Origin of the sequence: Paenochrobactrum pullorum, assembly GCF_041929845.1 — a bacterium.
In the GTDB taxonomy this organism is placed as follows: Bacteria; Pseudomonadota; Alphaproteobacteria; order Rhizobiales; family Rhizobiaceae; genus Paenochrobactrum; species Paenochrobactrum pullorum.
The window spans coordinates 32345-56100 of sequence record NZ_JBHEEH010000003.1 but is presented as its reverse complement, the minus strand read 5'-3'; the positions used below and the strand labels follow the sequence as shown (position 1 = coordinate 56100).

At 48.6% G+C, this 23756-nt stretch carries 18 protein-coding genes; 9 read left to right on the top strand and 9 right to left on the bottom strand.

Annotation, left to right across the window (positions count from 1 at the left end; all coding sequences use genetic code 11):
- Positions 1–23 precede the first annotated feature (23 nt).
- From JNC77_RS07965 to JNC77_RS07945, 5 genes are all read left to right on the top strand, one after another.
- Positions 24–1325 (top strand): NAD(P)/FAD-dependent oxidoreductase, encoded by a 1302-nt coding sequence (locus JNC77_RS07965; protein WP_374831237.1) that lies wholly within the window; start codon positions 24–26, stop codon positions 1323–1325.
- Positions 1326–1412: 87 nt separating this feature from the next.
- Positions 1413–2792, top strand: a complete 1380-nt coding sequence (locus tag JNC77_RS07960) for an aldehyde dehydrogenase family protein (RefSeq protein WP_374831235.1) — start codon at positions 1413–1415, stop codon at positions 2790–2792.
- Positions 2793–2810: 18 nt separating this feature from the next.
- Complete coding sequence (locus JNC77_RS07955; RefSeq protein WP_374831233.1) at positions 2811–3506, top strand: type 1 glutamine amidotransferase; 696 nt, start codon at positions 2811–2813, stop codon at positions 3504–3506.
- Positions 3507–3644: 138 nt separating this feature from the next.
- A complete protein-coding gene (locus JNC77_RS07950) occupies positions 3645–4418 on the top strand; it encodes a DUF930 domain-containing protein (RefSeq protein WP_374831231.1) in 774 nt (257 codons plus the stop codon).
- Between the two features lie 168 nt (positions 4419–4586).
- A complete protein-coding gene (locus JNC77_RS07945) occupies positions 4587–4835 on the top strand; it encodes a YMGG-like glycine zipper-containing protein (protein WP_374831229.1) in 249 nt (82 codons plus the stop codon).
- Between the two features lie 51 nt (positions 4836–4886).
- Here JNC77_RS07945 and JNC77_RS07940 read toward each other — a convergent pair whose 3' ends face one another.
- The 8 genes from JNC77_RS07940 to JNC77_RS07905 all read right to left on the bottom strand — a co-directional run bounded on the left by JNC77_RS07940 (position 4887) and on the right by JNC77_RS07905 (position 13216).
- On the bottom strand, positions 4887–6353 hold the full coding sequence (locus tag JNC77_RS07940; protein ID WP_374831227.1) for a mannitol dehydrogenase family protein: 1467 nt from the start codon (positions 6351–6353) through the stop codon (positions 4887–4889).
- A gap of 1 nt (position 6354) precedes the next feature.
- Positions 6355–7125 (bottom strand): L-iditol 2-dehydrogenase, encoded by a 771-nt coding sequence (locus JNC77_RS07935; protein ID WP_374831225.1) that lies wholly within the window; start codon positions 7123–7125, stop codon positions 6355–6357.
- The gene (locus tag JNC77_RS07930; RefSeq protein ID WP_374831223.1) at positions 7122–8120 is read right to left on the bottom strand and encodes an ABC transporter ATP-binding protein; all 999 of its coding nucleotides are present in this window, start codon (positions 8118–8120) and stop codon (positions 7122–7124) included. The genes JNC77_RS07935 and JNC77_RS07930 overlap by 4 nt, the downstream gene beginning before the upstream one ends.
- Positions 8121–8140: 20 nt before the next feature.
- Positions 8141–8974: a carbohydrate ABC transporter permease gene (locus JNC77_RS07925; RefSeq protein ID WP_374831221.1), complete on the bottom strand. Its 834-nt coding sequence runs from the start codon at positions 8972–8974 to the stop codon at positions 8141–8143.
- A 1-nt stretch (position 8975) separates the two neighbouring features.
- Complete coding sequence (locus tag JNC77_RS07920; RefSeq protein ID WP_374831219.1) at positions 8976–9848, bottom strand: carbohydrate ABC transporter permease; 873 nt, start codon at positions 9846–9848, stop codon at positions 8976–8978.
- 169 nt (positions 9849–10017) lie between these two features.
- Positions 10018–11334 (bottom strand): ABC transporter substrate-binding protein, encoded by a 1317-nt coding sequence (locus JNC77_RS07915; RefSeq protein WP_374831217.1) that lies wholly within the window; start codon positions 11332–11334, stop codon positions 10018–10020.
- 251 nt (positions 11335–11585) lie between these two features.
- Complete coding sequence (locus JNC77_RS07910) at positions 11586–12548, bottom strand: sugar-binding transcriptional regulator (protein WP_374831215.1); 963 nt, start codon at positions 12546–12548, stop codon at positions 11586–11588.
- Entirely contained in the window at positions 12545–13216 is a 672-nt protein-coding gene (locus JNC77_RS07905; protein ID WP_374831213.1) for an HAD family hydrolase, read from the bottom strand. The genes JNC77_RS07910 and JNC77_RS07905 overlap by 4 nt, the downstream gene beginning before the upstream one ends.
- 270 nt (positions 13217–13486) lie before the next feature.
- On the opposite strand from JNC77_RS07905, the gene ahpC reads away from it, so the two are divergent.
- The 4 genes from ahpC to JNC77_RS07885 all read left to right on the top strand — a co-directional run bounded on the left by ahpC (position 13487) and on the right by JNC77_RS07885 (position 22630).
- On the top strand, positions 13487–14050 hold the full coding sequence (gene ahpC, locus JNC77_RS07900) for an alkyl hydroperoxide reductase subunit C (protein WP_374831211.1): 564 nt from the start codon (positions 13487–13489) through the stop codon (positions 14048–14050).
- 80 nt (positions 14051–14130) lie between these two features.
- Positions 14131–15699 (top strand): alkyl hydroperoxide reductase subunit F, encoded by a 1569-nt coding sequence (gene ahpF / locus JNC77_RS07895; protein WP_374831209.1) that lies wholly within the window; start codon positions 14131–14133, stop codon positions 15697–15699.
- A 740-nt stretch (positions 15700–16439) separates the two neighbouring features.
- Positions 16440–21128: a glutamate synthase large subunit gene (gene gltB, locus JNC77_RS07890; protein ID WP_374831503.1), complete on the top strand. Its 4689-nt coding sequence runs from the start codon at positions 16440–16442 to the stop codon at positions 21126–21128.
- A 32-nt stretch (positions 21129–21160) separates the two neighbouring features.
- Positions 21161–22630 carry a glutamate synthase subunit beta gene (locus JNC77_RS07885; RefSeq protein ID WP_374831207.1) on the top strand — a complete coding sequence of 490 codons (1470 nt, stop codon included), beginning with the start codon at positions 21161–21163 and terminating at the stop codon, positions 22628–22630.
- Positions 22631–22731: 101 nt separating this feature from the next.
- Here JNC77_RS07885 and JNC77_RS07880 read toward each other — a convergent pair whose 3' ends face one another.
- Positions 22732–23553: a M55 family metallopeptidase gene (locus JNC77_RS07880; RefSeq protein WP_374831205.1), complete on the bottom strand. Its 822-nt coding sequence runs from the start codon at positions 23551–23553 to the stop codon at positions 22732–22734.
- Positions 23554–23756 lie beyond the last annotated feature (203 nt).

Below are 23756 nucleotides of genomic sequence, written 5' to 3'. Positions count from 1 at the left end.
GCGACGAGCATAAGGGAACAACAATGACCGAATCTTATCCGCGCTCTTATTATGCTGCGACTGCCAATAAGGTTGCGCCTTTCCCAAGACTGGACGGCGATATTGATGTGGATGTGGCTATTATTGGCGGTGGTTTCACAGGGCTTGCCAGTGCGGTGGAGCTGGCTGAACGTGGTCAGCGCGTTGCTGTGCTGGAAGCCAACCACATCGGATGGGGTGCATCAGGGCGCAATGGCGGCCAGATCACTGGCTCACTTTCGGGCGACAAGGCAATGGAGCGCGAATTTGCCCGCACATTAGGTAAAGATGCGCCTGAATTTGTATGGAATTTACGCTGGCACGGTCACGATATTATTCGTAACCGCATCGAGAAATATAATATCCAATGTGATTTGAAATTCGGACATGTTTTTGCGGCATGGAAACCATCGCATATTCCGGAATTGGAAGAGATGGAACGCAATGCCCGATTGCATGACATGGGCGATGATGTTGCGCTTTTGCGTGGGGCTGATCTGGCTGAATATGTGGGAAGCGAGATTTATCACGCAGGACTGATCAACCGGCGCAATATGCACATTCACTCGCTTAATTTATGTTTTGGCGAGGCGGATGCAGCGCGTAGCCTTGGTGCGCAGATTTTTGAAGCAACGCCGGTTGAAAAAATCATTTATGGCAAACGACCGGTATTGCATACAGCCTATGGGCAGGTAACCGCCGATAAGGTTTTGATCGCCGGTAACAGCTATCATAAGCTGGCGCGCAGCAAACTTTCAGGTATGTTGTTTCCCGCTTCGCTTGGCATTATTGCCACGGCACCTTTAAGCGAAGAAATGGCACGTAAAGTCAGCCCGAAAGATTTTTCGATTTATGATACCCGCTTTGTGCTTGATTATTACCGTTTGACAGCCGACCGGCGGATGATCTTCGGCAGCGGCACGAATTATAGTGGTCGTGACACTGCCGGTCTTGCTCAATCCATGCGTCCGACCATAGAAAAGACCCTGCCGCATTTACGTGGTGTTGATATTGAATTTGCATGGCATGGTATGGACGGCATTTCCGTCAACCGTATACCGCAACTGGGTAATGTCACCGACAATGTCTATTATGCTCAAGGCTATTCCGGTCACGGCATTGCCACATCGCATATTGTCGGTGAAATCATGGCGAATGCCATGTGCGGTTATGGCAAAGATCTGGAAGTATTTGCCAATGTCAAACATTGGCGTTTTCCGGTGGGGCGCACTTTGGGCAATATCGGTATGGCTGTCGGCATGTGGTATTTTCAAATGCTTGAAGCCTGGAAAGACCGCGGCAACTAAAGCGCATTCTTATCTGGACGATAGACCTGACAATAATTTGAAAATTGACTGACGATAGCATCGCTACCGGCCAGGAAAGGGGAGTAAATGAGCGCTTTAACATGTGTTTCGCCGGTCGATAACACCATATTTGCAAGCCGAGAAACTGTTACAGCGCAAGAGGCGCGTAACATGATCGCGCATGCCAAATCAGCCGGAAAAACATGGTCGCAACGCCCGTTGAATGAGCGCGTTGAGATTGTGATGGCCGCAATTAAGCGCCTCGCGCTTGAGAAAGAAGAGGCAGGCATCGAGATGGCGCATATGATGGGGCGTCCGGTGCATCAGTTTTTTGAGTTCAATGGTTGTCTGGAGCGGGCAAGCTATATGGCTTTAATTGCCGAAGAGGCTTTGGCACCTATCATCATTGAAGACAGCGCACAATTTGAACGCCGGATCGAGAAAGAGCCGTGCGGGCTCGTTTTTATTGTAGCGCCGTGGAATTATCCTTATCTGACGACGATTAACTCCCTTGTTCCGGCACTGATTGCGGGCAATAGCGTGTTGATGAAACATGCATCTCAAACATTACTTGTCGGTGAACGTTTGGAACGTGTTTTCAAAGAAGCGGGACTGCCGGAAGGAGTGTTGCAAAATATCCATCTGGATCATGAAACTAGTTCGGCGCTGATCGGTGAGGGGCATTTCGGTTTTGTCAATTTTACCGGTTCGGTTGGTGGCGGCAAAGCTATGGAGCAGGCCTCTGCCGGCACTTTTACGCCGGTTGGCACAGAGCTGGGCGGCAAAGATCCGGCCTATGTTATGGAAGATGCCGATCTGGATGTGGCCGTTGCTTCATTGATGGATGGCGCCTTTTTCAATGCCGGTCAATGCTGCTGCGGCATTGAGCGTATTTATGTTCACGAAGCGCTTTTTGAGGCTTTTGTCGAAAAGTCGGTTACAGAAATTCTGCGTTTGAAACTTGGCAACCCTTTTGATGCTTCCACCACAATAGGTCCGATGGCGCATCGTCGATTTGCGGATGAAATCCGCGGCCAGATTTCCGAAGCTGTTGAGGCGGGAGCACAGCTTCTTATACCCGCATCTGCCTTTCCTGAAGATGATGGCGGTGCCTATCTTGCGCCACAGCTTTTAACCGATGTGACCCATGCAATGCGTATTATGCGTGATGAGAGTTTTGGGCCCGTGGTAGCGGTGATGAAAGTTTCATCAGATGAAGAAGCCGTTGCACTGATGAATGACAGTCATTTCGGGCTTACCGCCAGCCTGTGGGGACAAGATGCACAGCGGGTCGCCCGATTGGGCAAATTGTTGGAAACCGGCACTGTTTTTATGAACCGTTGTGATTATCTTGATCCTGCAATCTGCTGGACAGGCTGCAAGGATACGGGACATGGTGTTACGCTTTCAATCTTGGGTTATAATGCTTTGACCCGTCCAAAATCCTATCACTTGCGTAAAGGCTGACGAGTTAAAGGAACGAATATGCGCATTGGCATTATTGAAACCGGTCTGCCACCTGAAGAATGTCAGGCTGAATTCGGCACTTATCCGGTGATGATTGAAAACTGGCTCAAGCCGGTATTGGCGCAAGCGGACTTTGAGACAATATCAATTGTTTCCGGCGAGAAACTACCGGAAAACCCTGCACAATTTGATGCATATGTGATTTCCGGCTCCAGACATGGTGTTTATGATCCGATTGAGTGGATCAAATCATTGGAAGATTTTTTGATTTGTCTGCGGGATAAAAAAATCCCTGTATGCGGCATTTGCTTTGGTCATCAGATCATGGCGCAGGCCTATGGCGGCGTGGTTGAAAAATCAACAAAAGGCTGGGGTTTCGGAACGCAGACATATCAGCTCGATCAGGAAAGCGATCCCGTGCTTGTTTTGCATCAGGATCAGGTCGTTAAAGCACCGCTGCAAGCAAAGCCTGCCGGTGGGAATGATTTTTGTCCGCTCGGTGTTTTGCGTTATGATTTTCCGGCTATCTCGGTGCAGTTTCATCCCGAGTTTTCAACCGGCTATATTGCTGATATGGTCAAGCGTTTTCGCGGCAGCCGCTTCCCGGAAGATATTGCCGATGTTGCATTGGCAAGCCTGCAATCGCAAGCAGCAATGTCGGCAAAAATGGCTAAAACTGTAGCGGAACTTTTCCGTGCAGATAGCACGTCATAAAAAGCTAAAAATGCGATGCCTTTTGTGCTAGGATGAAGCGCAGCGGGGTTGAGATTTGCCATCTTCATTGACGGCATGTCTTTTTATTCTCTATTTAATGTATGTCAAATGATAGCAGAATGAAGAGATGCAGAATTAATGCCGGATAAAAATAGCATATGGGGTGGAGTTATATCCATCGGCTTGCATGTTTTTGTCTTGGCATTTTTGTTTGTCACATTGCCCGTACCGACACATAATGACGAGCCGGAACATGTAGACGTGGAATTGGTTGAGCCAGCTCAACCACCTGAAGAGGAACATTATGCTGACCCGTCAGATGAGGCAGCGCCACCCCAAGCTTTTGAATCTGCAGTTGAGAACAAAGATGATAACGCAGAAATCGAACCACTGAGCGGCCAAGAAAATCCGTCTGAAGCGCCTGAACTGGTTGAACCGGTTGAAGAAACCGCAGAGCAAAAGAAGGATGAAGCATCAGGCGATGATACTGTTCTCAGTGCTGAAAAATCAAATATTTCCGTGAATTTGCCTGAAAAAAATACGATTAAAATGGTGGCCGCGAAACAGATTTATTCTGATGCAGCCCTTTCCGATCCACGGGTAAAGCAGGCATTGGGAACACTTTCTGCAAAACAGCGTGTCAGCCAGATTTGCAGTATCGAAGCATTGGAGCAAATTCGTCATGCACGCCCTGATACGCCACCGGACATGATGGCGCGCAAAGCAAGCGAACTGACTGAAACCAGTTTGAAAATGCGAGGTGGTGCCTTTCGCAGTCATGCAAAATGGTATGACGTTGATTTCACATGTGAAATTAATTTGAATGATATGAAGGTCTCATCATTTAACTATACACTCGGCAATTTAATTCCTGAAAATGATTGGCAGCGCAGAGGTTTGCTGGCTGATTAATGTAAGGTATGGTCGTCATTTATAATCCGTTCAAAGTCACTTTAACGTGTGTTTGAGGGAACCTTCTATGGTTCCTGCCGTTTTAAATATAGTATGCTTTACATAAGTCCGCACTGGACATTGAAAAAAGTTATCGTCGTTTTTGACAGATAACAGTTGGAGGAAATCATGTTAAAAATTAGTTTGGCCTTGGCTGCCGTGCTTGCATTGTCAGCCTGTACATCGACAGAAAAAGATTTGAGCATCGGAACTGCAGCAGGTGCTGCGATCGGCGGCATTGCCGGCGGTGGTAAAGGTGCACTGATTGGTGCTGCTGCGGGTGCAGGGACCGGTTATTTGGTGCGCACTCTGCGCAATGGCCAATGTCAATATCGTGACAGAAACGGCCGGATTTATACCGCTTCCTGTAAACGATAATTTTTAAAGATACACCCCGTAAATTTTACGGGGTGTATCATAACCTTATAATCAGGCTGCCAAAAAACGGGCAATAACTGTTTGGCTGCCTTCTGACCAAATATCGTTCAGCGCTTTGGTAAAGCCTTCTACGACGGTGGTATTTTCGTTTAAATCGCCGTAGATTTCGCGCATGGAAAGCCATATTTCCGGATTATCGCGTGCTTCAATGGCGCATGCCTTCAAACGCTCCCAATTGGGGTCATTGGGAGCGATTTCATTACCGTTTTCGCTGACACCATAACAATAACGACACCATAAAGCCGAGAGCAGAATCAAGCCTGATGCATCGCCACCCTTTGCAATTACATCCTGAATGGATGGGATGATAAATTTCGGCTGCCGATTGGAGCCGTCAAGACAGAGACGGCGGATCGTGTCGCCAATGTCAGGGTTGGAAAAGCGCTCAATAATCAATTTTTTATAAGCATCAAGCTCTGTATCGGGCACAGGAGGAACTATCGGTAAAATTTCATTGCTCTCGATATGATCAAGAAAAGTCCGGATTTGCTCATCTTCCATCGCTTCATGCACAAATTCTATGTCTCGTAAACCTGCCGGATAAGCAATAATGGCATGACCACCGTTGAGAATACGAATTTTCATCGTTTCAAAGCGATGCACTTCGTTGGTAAAAGTCACCTTAACCTTTTCAAGAGCTGGCCGGCCGGCCGGAAAATTATCTTCCATCACCCATTGCCGGAATGGTTCGCAGGTTACAGGCGCTTTGTCATCAAGCCCCAAAGATTGGGCTAATTCAAGCTCGCGTTTGCCGGTCGCAGGGGTGATCCGGTCTACCATGCTGTTTGGAAAAGCGACTTGATCGCTTATCCAACGGGCAAAATCCGGATCAGATAATTGAGCCAGACCAACGACAGCATCGCGGGTGACATTGCCATTATGCGGAACATTATCACAGCACATCACTGTGAAAGGCGCATCACCATTCTGGCGGCGAATTTTCAGTGCCGCAATGATGGCGCCAAAAGCCGTTTCGGGCTTGTCCGGATGGGCACCGTCATAAACGATATCCGGATGATCCGGACTGAAGCTGCCGGTTTTGGGGTCGATATAATAGCCGCCTTCCGTAACCGTTAATGAAACGATGCGGATGGAAGGATTGCTCATGGCTGTAATCAGTGCGTGATTGCCTTTTTCAACCGGCAGAAAATCGATCATCGCACCGACAATACGGGCACTTTTGCCAGCGGGATCAAGTTCGATCACCGATGACAAAAAGTCCTGTTTGCTCAAAACTTCACGCATTTGCGCGTCATTGGCACGCACACCCGCGCCGATGATTGCCCATTCATGGCCTTCGCCTAAATTAAACAAATCATCAAGATAAACGGCCATATGGGCGCGGTGGAAATTACCGCAACCAATATGGACGATACCGGCTTTGAGTTTTGCGCGGTCATAGACAGGACGGCGAATGCCTTCCGGCAGGTGATTAAGCGTTTTATCAGAAAGTGTCATATCAGCTCATCCAGTTGCCGCCGTCGACATTATATGTCTGGGAAACAATATAATCAGCGTCTTTTGAAGCTAAGAAAACGGCCATGCCGGTCAAATCTTCAGCTTGTGCCATACGGCCCAACGGCACTTCGGCACCGACAATCTTTTTCTTTTCGCCTAAAGGCCGGTTTTCATATTTTGCAAATAATGCATCGACACCGTCCCAATGCTCACCATCCACGACACCTGGTGCAATCGCGTTCACGTTGATGCCATGCTGAATGAGGTTCAAACCGGCGGATTGGGTCAAAGAAATGACGGCGGCTTTGGTCGCGCAATAAACGGCGACAAGCGGCTCTCCGCGTCGTCCGGCCTGGCTGGCCATATTGATGATCTTGCCCCCCTTATCACGCGCAATCATCGAGCGGGCAACCGATTGCATCATGAAAAGCGTACCGGATACGTTGATGGCAAACAGGCGGTCATAGCTTTCACGGGTAATTTCAACGATGGGTGCGAGATCGAATAATGCTGCGTTATTGACCAAAATATCAATGCCGCCACGCTTTTCTTCGACAGTTTTCACCGCCTGATCTATGCTGTCTTGTTTGGTGACATCAAGATGAACGGCAAAAGCCTGTGGGCCTATTTCCTGCGCGGTGGCTTCCGCGGCGGCCAGATTAATATCGGCAATGGCGACATGGGCACCTTCGGCAACATAACGGGTGGCAAAAGCTTTTCCGATACCGCGTGCTGCACCGGTGATGATTGCGGTTTTATCTTTCAGTCTCATGCCAGTGCCAGTCCTTCGCTGTCGAAGTGATGAAGTTGAGTTTGATCGGGGGTTAGAAATACCTGGTCGCCATTGCGTGCGGTGAACGAGCCGTCAACACGCACATTGATAACACCATGTTTGGTTTGCACATGCAGATAGGTGTCCGAGCCCATATGCTCGGCAACGGTGACAGTGCCAGTCCACAGGCCATTATCATTGCTGACCTTAATATGTTCGGGACGGATGCCGATCGCATGTACACCTTTGGCCTGTGCTTCTTCGCCTTCAATGAAATTCATTTTCGGGCTACCGATAAAGCCTGCAACAAATCGGTTTTTTGGCTTGTGATAAAGCTCCAGCGGTGTACCGATTTGCTCGATCCGGCCTGCTTGTAAAACCACAATTTTGTCGGCCAAAGTCATGGCTTCCACCTGATCATGGGTGACATAGATCATGGTTGTTTTAAGTTTTTGGTGCAGTTCGGCAATTTCAAGCCGCATATTCACCCGCAATGCCGCATCCAGATTGGACAATGGTTCGTCAAACAAAAAAGCTGACGGTTCGCGCACAATGGCACGCCCGATGGCAACGCGCTGGCGCTGGCCGCCTGAAAGCTGGCCGGGGCGCCGATCAAGATAGGCCGTAAGGTTTAATGTTTGTGCAGCGGTTTCAACGCGTTTGGTAATTTCATTTTGTGCCATTCCTGCCATTTTCAACGGGAATGCAATGTTTTTACGCACACTCATATGCGGATAAAGCGCATAAGATTGGAAAACCATAGCCAGTCCGCGTTTTGCCGGTGCAAGATTGCTTGCGTCTTTGCTATCAATAGAGATTGTGCCGGATGTAATGTCTTCAAGCCCTGCAATCAGGCGCAAAAGCGTGGATTTACCGCAACCGGACGGCCCGACAAATACCACGAATTCACCCTTATTGATGCTTAAATCCAAGGGTTGGATAACTTGCGTTGAGCCAAAACTTTTGGTGACGCTTTTGAGTTCGATCTGTCCCATATTGTATTCCTTTAATCCGCTTATTTGACAGCGCCGAAAGTCAGGCCGCGCACCAGTTGCTTCTGACTGAACCAGCCAAGAATGAGAATGGGGGCGATTGCGAGTGTCGAAGCCGCGGAAAGTTTGGCGTAGAACAGCCCTTCTGGGCTGGAATAACTGGCAATGAATGTAGTGAGGGGGCCTGCATTGGCCGTGGTCAGATTAAGCGTCCAGAAGCTTTCATTCCACGCCAGAATGATATTAAGCAATAATGTGGATGCAATGCCGGGAACTGCCATCGGCGTTAAAACATGGATGATTTCGGCGCGCAAAGTTGCGCCGTCCATGCGGGCAGCTTCCAGAATTTCCACCGGAATCTCTTTGAAATAAGTATAAAGCATCCACACCACGATGGGCAGATTGATAAGAGTTAAAATGAAGGTAATACCCAGCAGACTGTCGAGCAAACCTGCATCCCGAAACAGCATATAAATCGGGATCAGCACGCCGACAGACGGCATCATTTTGGTGGAAAGCATCCACATCAGCACATCTTTGGTGCGTTTGCCCGGCACAAATGCCATCGACCATGCAGCGGGGATGGCAATCAGCAAAGCCAGTACGGTCGAGCCCAATGAAATGATGACCGAATTGCGGAAATGCAGGAAATAATTCGAGCGCTCCTGCACAGCACGGTAGCTGTCAAGCGTCCAGTCGAAATTCAGGAACTTGGGCGGGCTGGCAATCGCATCTGCTTCCGTTTTGAAGGATGTCAAAATCGTCCACAAAATCGGAAAGAAGATGATCAGAGCCACAACCCATGCCAGAATTGTGAAAGCCAGAACACGCTTTGAGCTATGATTTCGTTTGCTCATATCACGTCTCCAGATTACGCCCGATCATCCGCATCAGGAAGATCGCGACAATATTAGCTAAAATGACCGCAACAATGCCGCCGGCAGAACCAAGGCCGACATCGAATTGCAGCAATGACTGAGCATAAACGAGATAGGTTAGATTGGTTGATGATGTGCCGGGGCCGCCATTGGTGGTCACAAGAATTTCGGCAAAAATGGACAGCAAGAAAATAGTCTGGATCAAAATGACAACGGTTGTTGCGCGAGCCAGATGCGGCAGCATGATATGGTAAAAGCGGGAGAACGCTCCGGCGCCATCCATTTCGGCTGCTTCCAATTGTTCACGGTCGAGCGATTGCAGCGCTGTTAAAAGGATCAGGGTGGCAAAAGGCAGCCATTGCCATGCAACAATGATGATGATCGACAGCAAGGAATATTGGGCTAGAAAATCAATCGGCGCAAAACCGAGGCTGCGCGCGGCCCAGCCGAACAATCCGTTAACCGGATTGAAAAACATGTTTTTCCAAACCAGAGCCGAAACCGTCGGCATGATGAAAAAAGGCGCAATCACTAAAACACGGACAAGACCTTGCCCCAATATTGGCTGATCAAGCAACAATGCCAGCAAGGTGCCGCCGATGGTGGTGATCGCCAGCACGCCCAGAACCAAAATCAATGTATTCAATAAAGCTGGCCAGAAGGCAGGATCGGTGAAAAAATAGTGATAGTTTTCGAAGCCTGAAAAACTAATCGCGTCCGGCATCAAAAGATTATAGCGCAGAAACGAAAACCAGATGGTCATGCCCAGCGGTACAATCATCCATAATAATAACAGGATAACTGCGGGCGAAATCATCAGGCGACTTGCCGAGCGCGATGCTTGTGTGGCCATGTCTTTGTGCCTTGTCTGATTAATCCTGTTCAGCAAAATAACACGGATGAGCAGGATTATTTTAATGCGAAACAATCAATGGAAATATTGATCATGCCAGTTAGAGCTTGATAACAAGAAAGCTACGCCCCCATCCCGTTGGATGGGGGCGTAGCAATAAAGCGCCGGTTTATTTGATATAACCGCCGCGGGTCATCTCGCGGGTTGCCAGCTGCTGCGCAGTGGCTCTGGCTGCATCACCGGTGACACTACCTGCAAGAGCTGCAGAAAACTGTTGCCCGACTGCCGTGCCGATAGCCTGATATTCAGGAATGGCTACGAACTGACCACCTGTATAAGGCACCTCCTGAACTGAAGGATGTTGTGTATTTGCAGCCATGATTGCTTCAAGTGTTACCTTGGCAAATGGTGCTTCCTTCAGATATTCTGGATTTTCATAAAGCGATGTGCGTGTGCCCGGAGGCACATTGGCAATGCCTTCTTTTTTGGCGACCAGATCCAGATAGGCTTTGGAAGTTGCCCAAGCGACGAAAGTCTGGGCGGCATCAGCTTTTTTAGATGTTTTCGGAATAGCCAGGTTCCATGACCAAAGCCAATTGCCATGATTGTCGATACCTTCTCCACTTGGAGATTTGGCAAAACCAACCTTGTCGGCAACGGTTGAGTCTTTTGGATTTGAGATGAAGGATGAAGCAACAGTTGCATCAATCCACATGCCGCATTTACCTGTTTGGAACAGTGCCAATGTTTCATTGAAACCATTGGAAGATGCACCCGGAGGGCCAAAATTGGTCATCAGATCCAGATAGGTATCGATGGTTTTTTTCCATTCCGGACTGTCAAATTGCGGCTTCCAGTCCATATCGAACATACGCGCGCCCATCGAGTTGGACATGGCAGGCAGAAGCGCCATGTTTTCACCCCAACCGGCTTTCCCGCGCAAACAAATGCCGAAGACACCGGCATTTTTATCCGTCATTTTCTCAGCAGCTTCACGCACAAATTCCCATGTCGGATTTTCCGGCATGGTCAGTCCCGCTTTTTCAAGCAAGTCTGTGCGATACATCAGCATCGAACTTTCCGCATAAAACGGGACGGCATAAAGCTTGTCGTCTAGACTGACCGATGCGGCAACAGCTGGTAAAAGATCGGCTGCGTCATAATCATCGCCGAGATTGTCAAGCGGCAGCAACCAGCCCTGTTTGGCCCAGATCGGCACTTCATAATTGCCGATGGTCAACACATCATACTGGCCGCCTTGCGTGGCGATGTCGGTGGTGACGCGCTGGCGCAGCACGTTTTCTTCCAAAGTGACCCATTCAACATCAATATCAGGATGAAGGGCTTTAAACTCCGGCATCAGACCCTGCATGCGGATCATATCGCCATTGTTGACCGTTGCAACCGTAATCGTTTCCGCACTTGCCGTCATCGACAAGGCAGCCATAAAACCGGCTCCAACCAATCCACGTATCGTTAATGACATTTTACCCCTCCCAAGGTATTTCTTGAGCAATTATTCGAACGTTGGTCAAATATTCGACAACGGCACAATTCTGTCAAGTTCTATTTCCGGCAAAACATGTGTTCGTCAGCTATCTAAGACAAAAGCATGATAAGAAATATCCGGCGAGGTCTTCAACCTTGCCGGATAAAGATGTTTAAAATGATGATATGGACGCTATGGAAAGCCTTTTGAAGGCGAGTGATAAAAATACGTTAAACCATTGAAACTAATCAAAGTAATGCAATAGCGGTTGCTTCATCGGTGACCAGGCCATTGATAATTCGCCCTTTCAGAGCGCCGCGAATAGCATCAATTTTGCTGGCACCTGCTGCAATGCCAACCGCCAGCCGTTCAAGGCCGGCTTCAACGCGTATCCCTGCCATACGATCGTGGATTTCACTTTCAATGTAATGGCCTTCATGGTCGTAAATATGCCCCGCAACTTCTCCGATTCCTCCAAGGGCATGCACTTCATCGAGCTCTTTTTCGCTGACAAAACCATCAAGGAAAAGGGGCGCTTGATGGTTCATCTGGCCGACACCGACAAAAATCACGTCGGCTTTGCGCCCCAATCTGTGAACTGCTTGTACAGGCTTCAAAGTTAGAAACGCATCACGTTCTTCACGATTGCTGCTGATAACAGGAACGGGCATCGGGTAATGCGGAGCATTCAAACGGGAGGCAATATAAAGGATCACTTCAAACATTGTGGCAGAGCCATCAGTGGAAATGTTACCGATCAATGATACCAAACGATGGCGGTCACATGTCCCTTTTTGTAATTCATCCGCCATTGCACGCAATGCGCGACCAGTGCCAACACCAATGACCTGAGGTTCTGTTCGTGCCAATATTTTTTCAAACAAAGCGGCAGCAGCAGGTGCGATGACATGGGCCGGGTCAGCACCGGCACCCAGCATTGGTACAACGCGGCATTCGATCAGGCCGTAGCGCTCACGCAATCGGGCTTCTAATTCCAGACAGGCCGCAATAGGGTGCTCGAGACGCACTTTAATGATGCCGCTTGCCACTGCGCGACTGACGAGCCGTTGGGCACGCTGGCGCGAAATGCCCATTTCGGCTGCAACCTGATCCTGCGTCATCCCGCCTGCATAATAAAGCCAGCCTGCACGCGCGACTGCATCATCGGATTTAAGGTCGGTATCGGCTCGGTTCATCGGGGTTAGGCTCATAATAAATTTTGCTCAATCAATGTTGAAAAAACGGAAAAATCATCAAATTGTAAATCAGACTTTATATCATCAGCTTCATCAATATGCTGGCCTTTCATATGGCTTCCACCGGTAAATCGCCAAACCCTCATACCGGCAGCGCGCGCCGCCCTAATTCCGTTAAGACTGTCTTCAATCACAAGGCAGCGCTCCGGCGCAGCATTCATTTGTTTGGCGGCATGAAAGAAAAGATCAGGAGCGGGCTTGCCACGCTCGACCATGCTGGCGGTAAAAAGTCTGTCGCCGACCAATCCACGAAGCCCCGTCAGTTCCAGTGATTTTTCAGCACGAGGCAAACTGGACGATGTTGCCACACACCACGGTTTTTTCACCTCGCGCAATATTTGTTCAACCCCTGTTATGACTTCAAGCCCCTCATCAAATGCTTTTAATAGCTGATCACGATATTGGTCTTCAAACGAAGCTGGCAATTCAACGCCGAAATCAGAGCGTATGGTTGAGAAAACAGTTGGATAACTGCGTCCTAAAAAATGCCTGGCGACATAGCTGCGGTCAATATTGATACCGATCTTTTCCAGTTCATGGATCAGCATATTGGCGCTGATAATTTCACTGTCGATCAATACGCCGTCGCAGTCAAAAATGATAAGATCGATAATTTCATCCACCCCAATGTTGTCGCCTCGGCGATACACTATGTTTTTTTAAATCTGCACGTCAATTCATTTGGGAAAGTCAAGCTGCGCCCTTGGCTTTAAACCCCAACTGGAGAGGTGATTTTAACTGGCCTATGCCCCTCAAATTTTTATCAAAGATGCAAATTTTACTCTTTGGTGTTGATAAGTAAAACCTATCAATGAAAGAATTTTAATTGATTTGGAAAATTATGAAATAACCCCTATATGCACCTTAGACACCATTCTGACAGGAGTGCATCAATGGCAACCGTAAATACACAGATCAAACCTTTCATCGCGCAGGCTTACCGTCAGGGCAAATTTATTTCCGTGACCGAAGAAGATGTTTTGGGCAAATGGGCCGTCTTTTTCTTCTATCCTGCCGACTTCACTTTTGTCTGCCCGACCGAGCTGGGCGACATTGCAGACCATTATGAAGAATTGCAGAAAATGGGTGTTGAGGTTTATTCTGTTTCCACCGATACGCATTTCACCCATAAAGCATGGCATGATTCATCCGACACAATCGGTAAAATCAATTACACCATGCTTGGAGATCCAAGTGGTGTTGTAACCAATAATTTTGGTGTTATGCGTGAAGGTCAGGGTCTTGCAGACCGTGCAACTTTCATCATTGATCCGGATGGTATCATTCAGGCCATGGAAATCACAGCTGAAGGTATTGGCCGTGATGCATCTGATCTCGTACGCAAGATCAAAGCTGCGCAATATGTCCGCGCACATCCAGGTGAAGTTTGCCCTGCAAAATGGCAGGAAGGCGAAGCAACTCTTGCTCCTTCACTCGATCTGGTCGGCAAAATCTAATTATTCTTAAAACATGAAACTCAGGCGGCTGCTCCCAAGGCCGCCTGATGACCGCTATCGTTTTTTTCAGAGGAATTATTATGCTCGATACGAACTTGAAAACCCAATTGAAGGGCTATCTGGAACGTCTGGTCCGGCCGGTAGAAATTACGGCTTTTGCAGGTGATGATGCCAAATCACGCGAGCTGATGCAGCTTCTCGAACAAATCCGTGAACAGTCAGATAAAATCACCATTAAACGCGGCGTGATTGAAGGGGCGCGTGTTCCGTCTTTCGCGCTTAATGCACCAGGCGAAGACATTCATCTGACCTTTGCAGGTCTGCCGCTTGGTCATGAATTTACCTCGCTCGTTTTGGCACTGTTGCAGGTTGGCGGTTATCCGCCAAAGGTCGAGCAGGCGCTTATTGATCAAATTCGCAATCTCCCAGGTCATTTCCGCTTTGAGACTTATTATTCCTTGTCCTGCCAAAACTGTCCTGATGTCGTGCAGGCACTGAATATGATGTCGGTGCTCAATCCCGGAATTGAGCATGTAGCCATTGACGGCGCTTTATTTCAGGATGAGGTTTCCGAGCGTCAGGTCATGTCTGTTCCCTCAATTTTCCTGAATGGCGAAGTGTTCGGTTCGGGGCGAATGGGTGCAGAAGAAATTTTGGCCAAAATCGATACTGGTGCCGGTGAACGTGCTGTGGAAGCAATCAACGAACAGGCACCTTTTGATGTGCTGATTGTTGGTGGCGGCCCGGCCGGTGCTGCTGCTGCTGTTTATGCAGCGCGTAAAGGTATCCGTACCGGCATTGTGGCAGATCGTTTTGGTGGTCAGGTTCTCGATACTATGTCGATCGAAAACCTGATTTCGGTACCCCATACAGAAGGCCCTAAGCTTGCGCGTGCTTTGGAAGAGCATGTTCGCCAATATGATGCAGAGATCATCAGCGGTCAGCAGGCCGTTAAGCTTGATCAGACGGCTGAGGGTTTCAAAGTATCACTTGCTTCCGGTGCAAGCCTGACAGGTACGTCGGTTATTTTGTCAACCGGTGCCAGATGGCGCAAAATGAATGTTGCGGGTGAAGAACAATATATCAATAAAGGTGTGGCTTTCTGCCCGCATTGCGATGGCCCTTTGTTTAAAGGCAAAAAGATTGCTGTTATCGGCGGCGGTAATTCCGGCGTTGAAGCAGCAATTGATCTTGCCGGTCTCGTTCGCCATGTCACATTGATTGAATATGATAAGGTCTTGCGTGCAGATGATGTCTTGCAGCGGAAACTCAGAAGTCTGCCGAATGTGACGATTATAACATCTGCCAAAACTACTGAAGTGACAGGTGACGGCAAGCGCGTTAACGGCTTGATTTATGAAGATCGTATCAGTGGTGATGTTCATACTGTGCCGCTCGAAGGTATTTTCGTGCAGATCGGCCTTGTTCCAAACACTGAATGGCTGAAAGATACGTTGAAGCTGAATGAACGCGGTGAAATCATCACCGACATTTATGGTGCAACCTCGATGTCCGGTGTGTTTGCCGCAGGCGATTGTACAATTGCACCTTACAAGCAAATCGTGATTGCGATGGGCGAAGGTTCAAGAGCTTCGCTTTCTGCTTTTGATTATCTGATCCGGTTGCCAGCGGAAGTAAAAGCGGCGTAACGCCCGTCTTTCTTCAGCTCCCACTTCGAAAAAGTAAAAGCTGCACTGTTGCAACAGTGCAGCTTTTTATGCGTTTAAGAGATATTTTTTGTTATCAGTGCGTGCCAGCATAAATCATTGATTTTCCATAAAAGAAGTATGCAAGCGCAATAAAGTTGCAAAAAATGTTGCCGTCTCGATCATTTCGGTCTTGTGGAAGCGTAAAAAATCTGCAATAAAATAATAGGGCAGCACTACTGACCTATTGAACTAGCTATAAATTGGCTTCAATGCAGTGTGTGATGTCTCAATTTAACCTGTGTTCTCAGTCGATAATGGAATGGCATATGCAAATGTTGTTGACTGTTCTGACGAGAACTATTCCGTAGATGGCTCGCATTTTTTGGCGATACGAACTGATCTCATAACCGGATCATTTGAAAGAAAGAAGGAGGACATGATGATTGATCTGTTGCATGGCACTCTTTTTCTATTCTGCTTTCTTCTCGGAATAAGCAGTTTTTCCAACTTATTTATCAATTCTGCCGTCTCGGTGCCGTTTTTCATCCCGTCCGGAGGACGGGTTGCAGCCGCACGTCTGAACCGGCACATGATCCAAAACCGGATCTAAGGAGGTTTCGATGTTTATTAAGTCGCATTCTGTTGGGGCAATTCAAGCTCACACACATACAGAGAAAAGCGGCAAAACAATAACATCGATCAAAACCCCTAAAACCCAGCATATTACCGAAGATCCCGTCGTGGATCGAAGCGCATCTTTTAAAACAAATTTGCATCATGGCACCCTGCCGCAACAGCAAGGGCTTTATGACCCGCGCCATGAACATGACGCCTGCGGGGTTGGTTTTATCGCACATATGAAAAACAAGCCGTCGCATCAAATTGTGCGCGATGGCTTGTCAATGCTGGAAAATCTCACCCATCGTGGTGCCGTGGGTGCCGATCCGCTGATGGGTGACGGTGCAGGCATTTTGGTTCAGATCCCGCATCGTTTTTTTCGCGAAGAAATGGCTGAAAGCGGCATCCAGCTGCCTGAAGCCGGTCATTATGGTGTCGGTTATCTCTTCATGCCCCGCGATGAAGAATTGCGTCACCAGATTGAAAGCTTAATTCGTGAAGTTATAACAATGGAAGGCCAGCAATTTATCGCTTTCCGCGAGGTGCCGGTTGATAATTCGTCTCTTTCAAAAGAACCGGATATTATTGCGACTGAACCTTATCATATGCAGGTCTTTATTGGCTGCAATCCGTCGATCACCTCTGAGGATGAATTTGAACGGCGTTTGTTTGTGCTCCGCAAGGTGATCTCCAACCGGATTTATCAAGAAAATAATGGCGATGATAAAGGTTTTTATATCGTTTCGCTTTCCGCGCGCACTATTGTTTATAAGGGGATGTTTTTAAGTTTTCAGGTCAGTGCTTATTACCACGATCTGAATGATCCGCGTTTTGAAAGTGCGTTGGCATTGGTTCATCAGCGCTTTTCCACCAATACTTTTCCCTCTTGGCGCTTGGCGCATCCATACCGCATGGTTGCGCATAATGGTGAAATCAACACCTTGCGCGGCAATGTCAATTGGATGGCAGCACGTCAGGCTTCGGTCGATAGCGAGTTGTTTGGAAATGATATTTCTAAATTATGGCCGATCTCTTATGAGGGGCAATCTGATACGGCATGCTTTGATAATGCGCTCGAATTTCTGGTGCAAGGTGGTTATTCTTTAAGCCATGCAATGATGATGCTGATCCCTGAAGCATGGGGCAACAACAAATTGATGGGTGATGAACGCAAGGCGTTCTATGAATATCATGCAGCCTTGATGGAACCCTGGGACGGTCCTGCCGCGGTTGCCTTTACCGATGGCCGCCAGATTGGCGCAACACTTGACCGGAATGGTTTGCGTCCTGCCCGTTATCTGGTTACGGATGATGATCGTATTATTTTGGCGTCCGAGGCAGGTGTTTTGCCGGTTGAGGAAAGCCGCATTGTCAAAAAATGGCGCTTACAGCCCGGCCGTATGCTGCTGATTGATTTGGAACAGGGGCGCATCATCGGTGATGATGAGTTGAAATCACAAATCGCCAATGCCCATCCATATCGCCAGTGGCTCAAAAATACCCAGTTGGTGCTGGAGGAGCTGCCACCAGTAGAGCCGCGCGCATTACGACGTGATGTCAGCCTGCTGGAGCGTCAGCGCAGTTTTGGTTACACGCAGGAAGACACCAAGCTCTTGATGGCACCCATGGCGACAACAGGGCAGGAAGCTGTCGGCTCGATGGGGACTGACACGCCGATCTCGGTGCTGTCGGATAAAGCCAAGCTGCTTTACACGTATTTCAAGCAGAATTTTGCGCAAGTCACCAATCCGCCGATTGATCCGATCCGTGAAGAACTGGTGATGAGCCTTGTATCTTTTATTGGTCCGCGACCGAATATTTTTGATCTTGTCGGCACCTCGCGGCGCAAACGTCTGGAAGTGCGCCAACCTATTTTGACCAATGCAGATTTGGAAAAAATTCGCTCGATCGGTCACTCCGAAGATCGGTTTGATACCAAAACGCTGGATATGACATATCCGGTCAATGAAGGTGCAGCTGGTATGGGCGGCACATTGGAGCGTCTTTGTGAACGGGCTGAAGCTGCTGTGCATGGCGGTTATAATATTATTATTTTGTCTGATCGTCAGGTCGGGCCCGATCGTATTGCAATCCCTGCATTGCTGGCAACGGCTGCCGTGCATCATCATCTGATACGCAAGGGATTGCGTACGTCTGTCGGCTTGGTGGTGGAAACGGGCGAGCCGCGCGAGGTGCATCACTTTTGCTGTCTGGCCGGATATGGCGCGGAGGCAATCAATCCTTATCTTGCCTTCGATACATTAATCGACATGCATCATCGTGGTGAATTTCCGGCGGAAGTCGATAGCCGTGAAGTGGTCAACCGTTATATAAAATCTCTTGGTAAGGGTATGCTCAAGGTGATGTCTAAAATGGGCATCTCGACCTATCAGTCTTATTGCGGGGCGCAGATTTTTGATGCAATCGGCCTGCAACAAGAATTTGTTGACCGTTATTTTTTCGGTACTGCATCAATGATCGAAGGTGTCGGCTTGGAGGAAGTGGCGCAGGAAACTGTGCTGCGCCATGACGCAGCTTTCATCAAAGAAATTGGTGGTACCAATGCGCTTCATGTCGGCGGCGAATATGCCTATCGTATCCGCGGCGAAGCCCATATGTGGTCACCGGATGCGGTGGCAAAATTGCAGCATGCCGTGCGCAATGAAAATCCGGCAAGTTTTGCCCAATATTCAAATATGCTGAATAGCCGCTCAGCTGCCGCCAAAACAATTCGCTCGTTATTTCATCTTAAAAGCGCTGTAGAACGGGCAGAACAACCTGTTGATCTGGCGGATGTTGAACCTGCCACAGAAATTGTGAAGCGTTTTTCCACCGGTGCAATGTCATTTGGTTCAATATCGCGCGAAGCACATACGACATTGGCTGCTGCCATGAACCGCATGGGTGCCAAATCCAATACGGGCGAAGGCGGCGAGGAACCCGACCGGCTTTATCCGCGACCTGATGGATCATCCAATCCGTATCGTTCCAGTATCAAGCAGGTTGCTTCGGGACGTTTTGGCGTTACAACAGAATATCTGGTTAATGCCGATATGATCCAGATTAAAGTGGCGCAAGGTGCAAAACCGGGAGAAGGCGGCCAGCTGCCGGGCCATAAAGTTGATGCAACCATCGCCAAGACACGCCATTCCACCCCGCGTGTTGGTTTGATTTCACCGCCGCCGCATCATGATATTTATTCGATTGAAGATCTGGCACAGCTAATTTTCGATCTTAAAAACGTCAATCCGCAAGCTGATATATCGGTTAAACTGGTGTCGGAAGTGGGGGTTGGTACTGTGGCTGCCGGTGTTGCCAAAGCGCGTGCCGATCACATCACCGTTTCCGGTTATGATGGCGGCACCGGTGCATCACCGCTGACATCGCTTAAACATGCCGGTTCACCTTGGGAAACAGGCTTGGCCGAAACGCATCAGACACTGGTCTTGAATGGCTTGCGCTCGCGTATTGCCCTTCAGGTGGATGGTGGTTTGCGCACCGGACGCGATGTGATTATCGGCGCTTTGCTTGGTGCCGATGAGTTTGGTTTTTCAACCGCGCCTTTGATTGCTGCCGGTTGTATCATGATGCGCAAATGCCACCTCAATACCTGTCCGGTTGGTGTTGCGACCCAAGATCCGGTGTTGCGCCGTCGCTTTAAAGGAACGCCGGAACATGTGATCAATTTCTTTTTCTATCTGGCTGAAGAAGTGCGCTTATTGCTGGCGGAACTGGGCTTTAAAAAACTCGATGACATTATCGGTCGCACGGATTTGCTTGAGCAACAAGCAGCGATTGATCACTGGAAAGCGCAAGGCTTGGATTTCAGCCGCATTTTCTACCGTCCATTGACGGCTAGCAATGATGCAGAAAAGCTGCGCTGCACACAACGTCAGGAGCATCCGATTGATGATGTGCTGGATCGTCAATTGATTAAAGAAGCGGAACCGGCATTGGAGCGGCGCGAGAAGGTTGTTTTAACAAAAACAATCAAAAACACCGACCGTTCCGTGGGTGCGATGCTTTCAGGAGCTTTGGTGCGCAAATATCGCCATAAAGGTTTGCCCGAAGACACGATCCAAGTGCGTTTTAAAGGTACAGCCGGACAATCTTTTGCATCTTTTCTGGCGCATGGCATCAGTTTTGAACTTTTTGGCGAGGCCAATGATTATATTGGTAAAGGGCTCAGCGGCGGTCGCATTGTTATTCGTCCTGACGCGAGCAGCAAACTTGATGCAGCACAGGCAATCATTGCAGGCAATACTGTGCTTTACGGTGCCATTGAAGGCGAATGCTATATATGCGGGCAAGCAGGTGAACGTTTCGCCGTTCGTAATTCCGGCGCTGTTGCGGTGGTTGAAGGTGTAGGTGATCACGGCTGCGAATATATGACCGGCGGCGTTGTGGTGGTCATCGGTGAAACGGGGCGCAATTTTGCAGCCGGTATGTCTGGCGGTGTGGCTTACGTACTTGATGCAGCCGGTGATTTTGCACAACGCTGCAATATGGCCATGGTCGAGCTGGAGCCGGTTGCAGAGGAAGATGATATTCTGGAACGCCTGAGCCATCAAGGCGGAGACCTGATGTATAAAGGGCGGGTGGATGTGTCGGGCAATATGACCCGCCATGATGAGGAGCGATTGGTGCAGCTTTTGACCAATCATCATCATTATACTGGCTCCAAACAGGCACGAGCCATCCTTGATCACTGGGAACAATATCGCCCGAAATTCGTCAAAGTCATGCCGGTCGAATATCGCCGTGCGCTGGAAGAAATGGAATTTCTGCGCAATCCGGTTGCAGCAGAGTAAATCACATTCCAGCTCAAGAACAGGTTATTGAAATGGGTAAAGTTACAGGTTTTATGGAGATTGATCGGCAGGTTGCGCCATATCAGCCAGCCTCGGATCGTATCAGGCATTTTCGTGAATTTACGCTGCCTTTAAGCACAACAGAAGTGCAAAGGCAGGCTGCGCGCTGTATGGATTGCGGCGTGCCTTTTTGCCATGGTGATAAAGGTGGTGACACTGGTTGTCCGGTCAATAATCAGATCCCCGATTGGAATGATTTGGTTTATTCCGGTCAATGGCAAGAAGCGATTGTCAATCTTCATTCGACAAATAATTTTCCGGAATTTACCGGTCGTGTTTGTCCGGCACCGTGTGAGGAATCTTGCACGCTTAATCTCGAAGATATGCCTGTGGCGATCAAAACGATCGAACAGGCTTTGGCAGATAAAGCTTTCGAATTGGGATTGATGCAGCCACAAATTGCTGCCATCAAAACCGGCAAACGCGTGGCAATTATTGGTTCAGGACCGGCAGGTTTGGCAGCAGCGCAACAGTTGGCACGGGCTGGACACGGGGTTGATGTTTATGAGCGTGAAAGCCGTGCCGGTGGCTTGCTGCGTTATGGTATTCCTGATTTTAAAATGCAAAAACATCTGATCGACCGTCGTCTAGCGCAAATGCAGGGTGAAGGGGTCAATTTTCATTGCGGCATTGAAATTGGCAAAGATATAGCAATTCAGCAATTATTGGATGATTACGATGCCGTGCTCTATTGCGGCGGTGCAGAGACACCACGCGATCCGGCCTTGCCGGGGCGTGAGCTGCATGGTGTCTATGATGCCATGTCTTATCTGGTTCAACAAAACCGTCGTGTCGGCAAAGAGGATGAGCAATCGCGGCATTGGCAGCTCAATGAAACAATCTCGGCTGATGGAAAACGTGTGGTGGTTGTGGGCGGTGGCGATACTGCATCTGACTGCGTCGGTACTGCATTTCGTCAAGGCGCGGTGCAGGTCACACAGCTTGATATCCGCCCTGAGCCTCCGTTGCGGGAAGACAAGCTTGGTGTCTGGCCATATTGGGCAACTAAACTTCGTATTTCCTCATCACAAGCTGAAGGAGCAATGCGCGAATTTCAGGTGGCGACACTCGGGTTTGGTGGTGAAAATGGTAAATTAACCCATATAACCTGTTGCAGTGTTGATGAAAGACGTAAGCCTATTGCCGGCACGGAATTTATCTTACAGGCTGATTTGGCATTTATTGCACTGGGTTTTAGCGGCCCTGACCAGCAGAGTGTGATTGAACAATTGGGTGAGCGGTTAAAACTGAAAACCGACACACGCGGCAATGTCAGTGTTTTAGCCAATACGACGGATTATCGCTCAACAGTCGCCAAACTTTTTGTCGCCGGTGATGTCAGGCGGGGGCAATCTTTGGTGGTGTGGGCTATACGTGAGGGGAGACAGGCAGCACGCGCTATTGATTTGCAACTGATGGGCGCAAGTTTGTTGCCTTCGTAAACAAACGCTAACAGTATCGCTTGTTTAGCCGGAGGCTTAATAATGATTTCTCCGATCATTTCAATCTATGACATGATCGGAGTTTGTTGCTGGATTTAAACTTATCTTACACTGGCGGAGAGGCCTGAAAGAACACCCATCCATCCGACCGCTTCAGCAATATTTTCACAGTCAAAGCTAATGGTTGTTGCGTCTGTTCGTTGGGCGCAAGGAATAATCGCCATCTGATCGGCAAGAAGTGGCGAATTCATCGTAAATTCAGCATGAATACGGCCAGTAAAAGGCTTCCAAGGCTTCAGCTCATTTTTGCGTTCAACCGCTTTTTTGGCAAGATCGCGGATCATCATGCGTGCATTATGAACAGACACCTGACGTGCTGCTCGGTTACCGAGAGCTGTTTTGACAGTTGCAAATACTGCTTCAGGGAAAAACGGGCGGTTTTCCTTCTCTGTTTGATCATCACCGGTGATCAAGGCGACAGGTACACCAAGTTCACCGGCATAAGCGCCGTAAAAACCGGGTTCGCCAACCTGTTGGCCATTCAGTTTTATGCCGCGAAAAGCAAATCCATTGGTCGTATGGGCAAGAACACCATATTGCGCTGCACTGGCATGATGACCGGTAAAGAAAAGCATGTCGAAGCTTTCATCCAGACCGGCCGCCATGTTGAATTTTTTTGGGCGTCCGAGAATAAGCTCTGCGGATGAATGCAATAATTCCGGAATAATATTGACCATAGGGCCATGAGAGTCATTAACCAGTATGTAATCGGCACCACCCGCCAAGGCACCTTCTATGGCTGCATTGACTTCTTCTGTCATTAAACGTCGTGCGCGCTCATATTCCGGATTGCCGGGTTGGCCTTGCTGGGACGTGACAACGCCTGCAACACCTTCAATATCCGCACATATATAAACCCGCATCTTTCCCTCCGGCCATTCCGATTAAGTTCGTTGTTTATTGTCAATCTTTTAAACGATGTTGCCGCTGTGTTGGTAAATTATTTCTCAAACTTTCATAAAAACGGCTTCAACTTTTTGAAATCAACGAAACCGCTTTATTTCTTTCTCACGCGCATTGTTCTATACAAAAAGTCCGGCATTTTTATCGGTGGCATTTATGCACC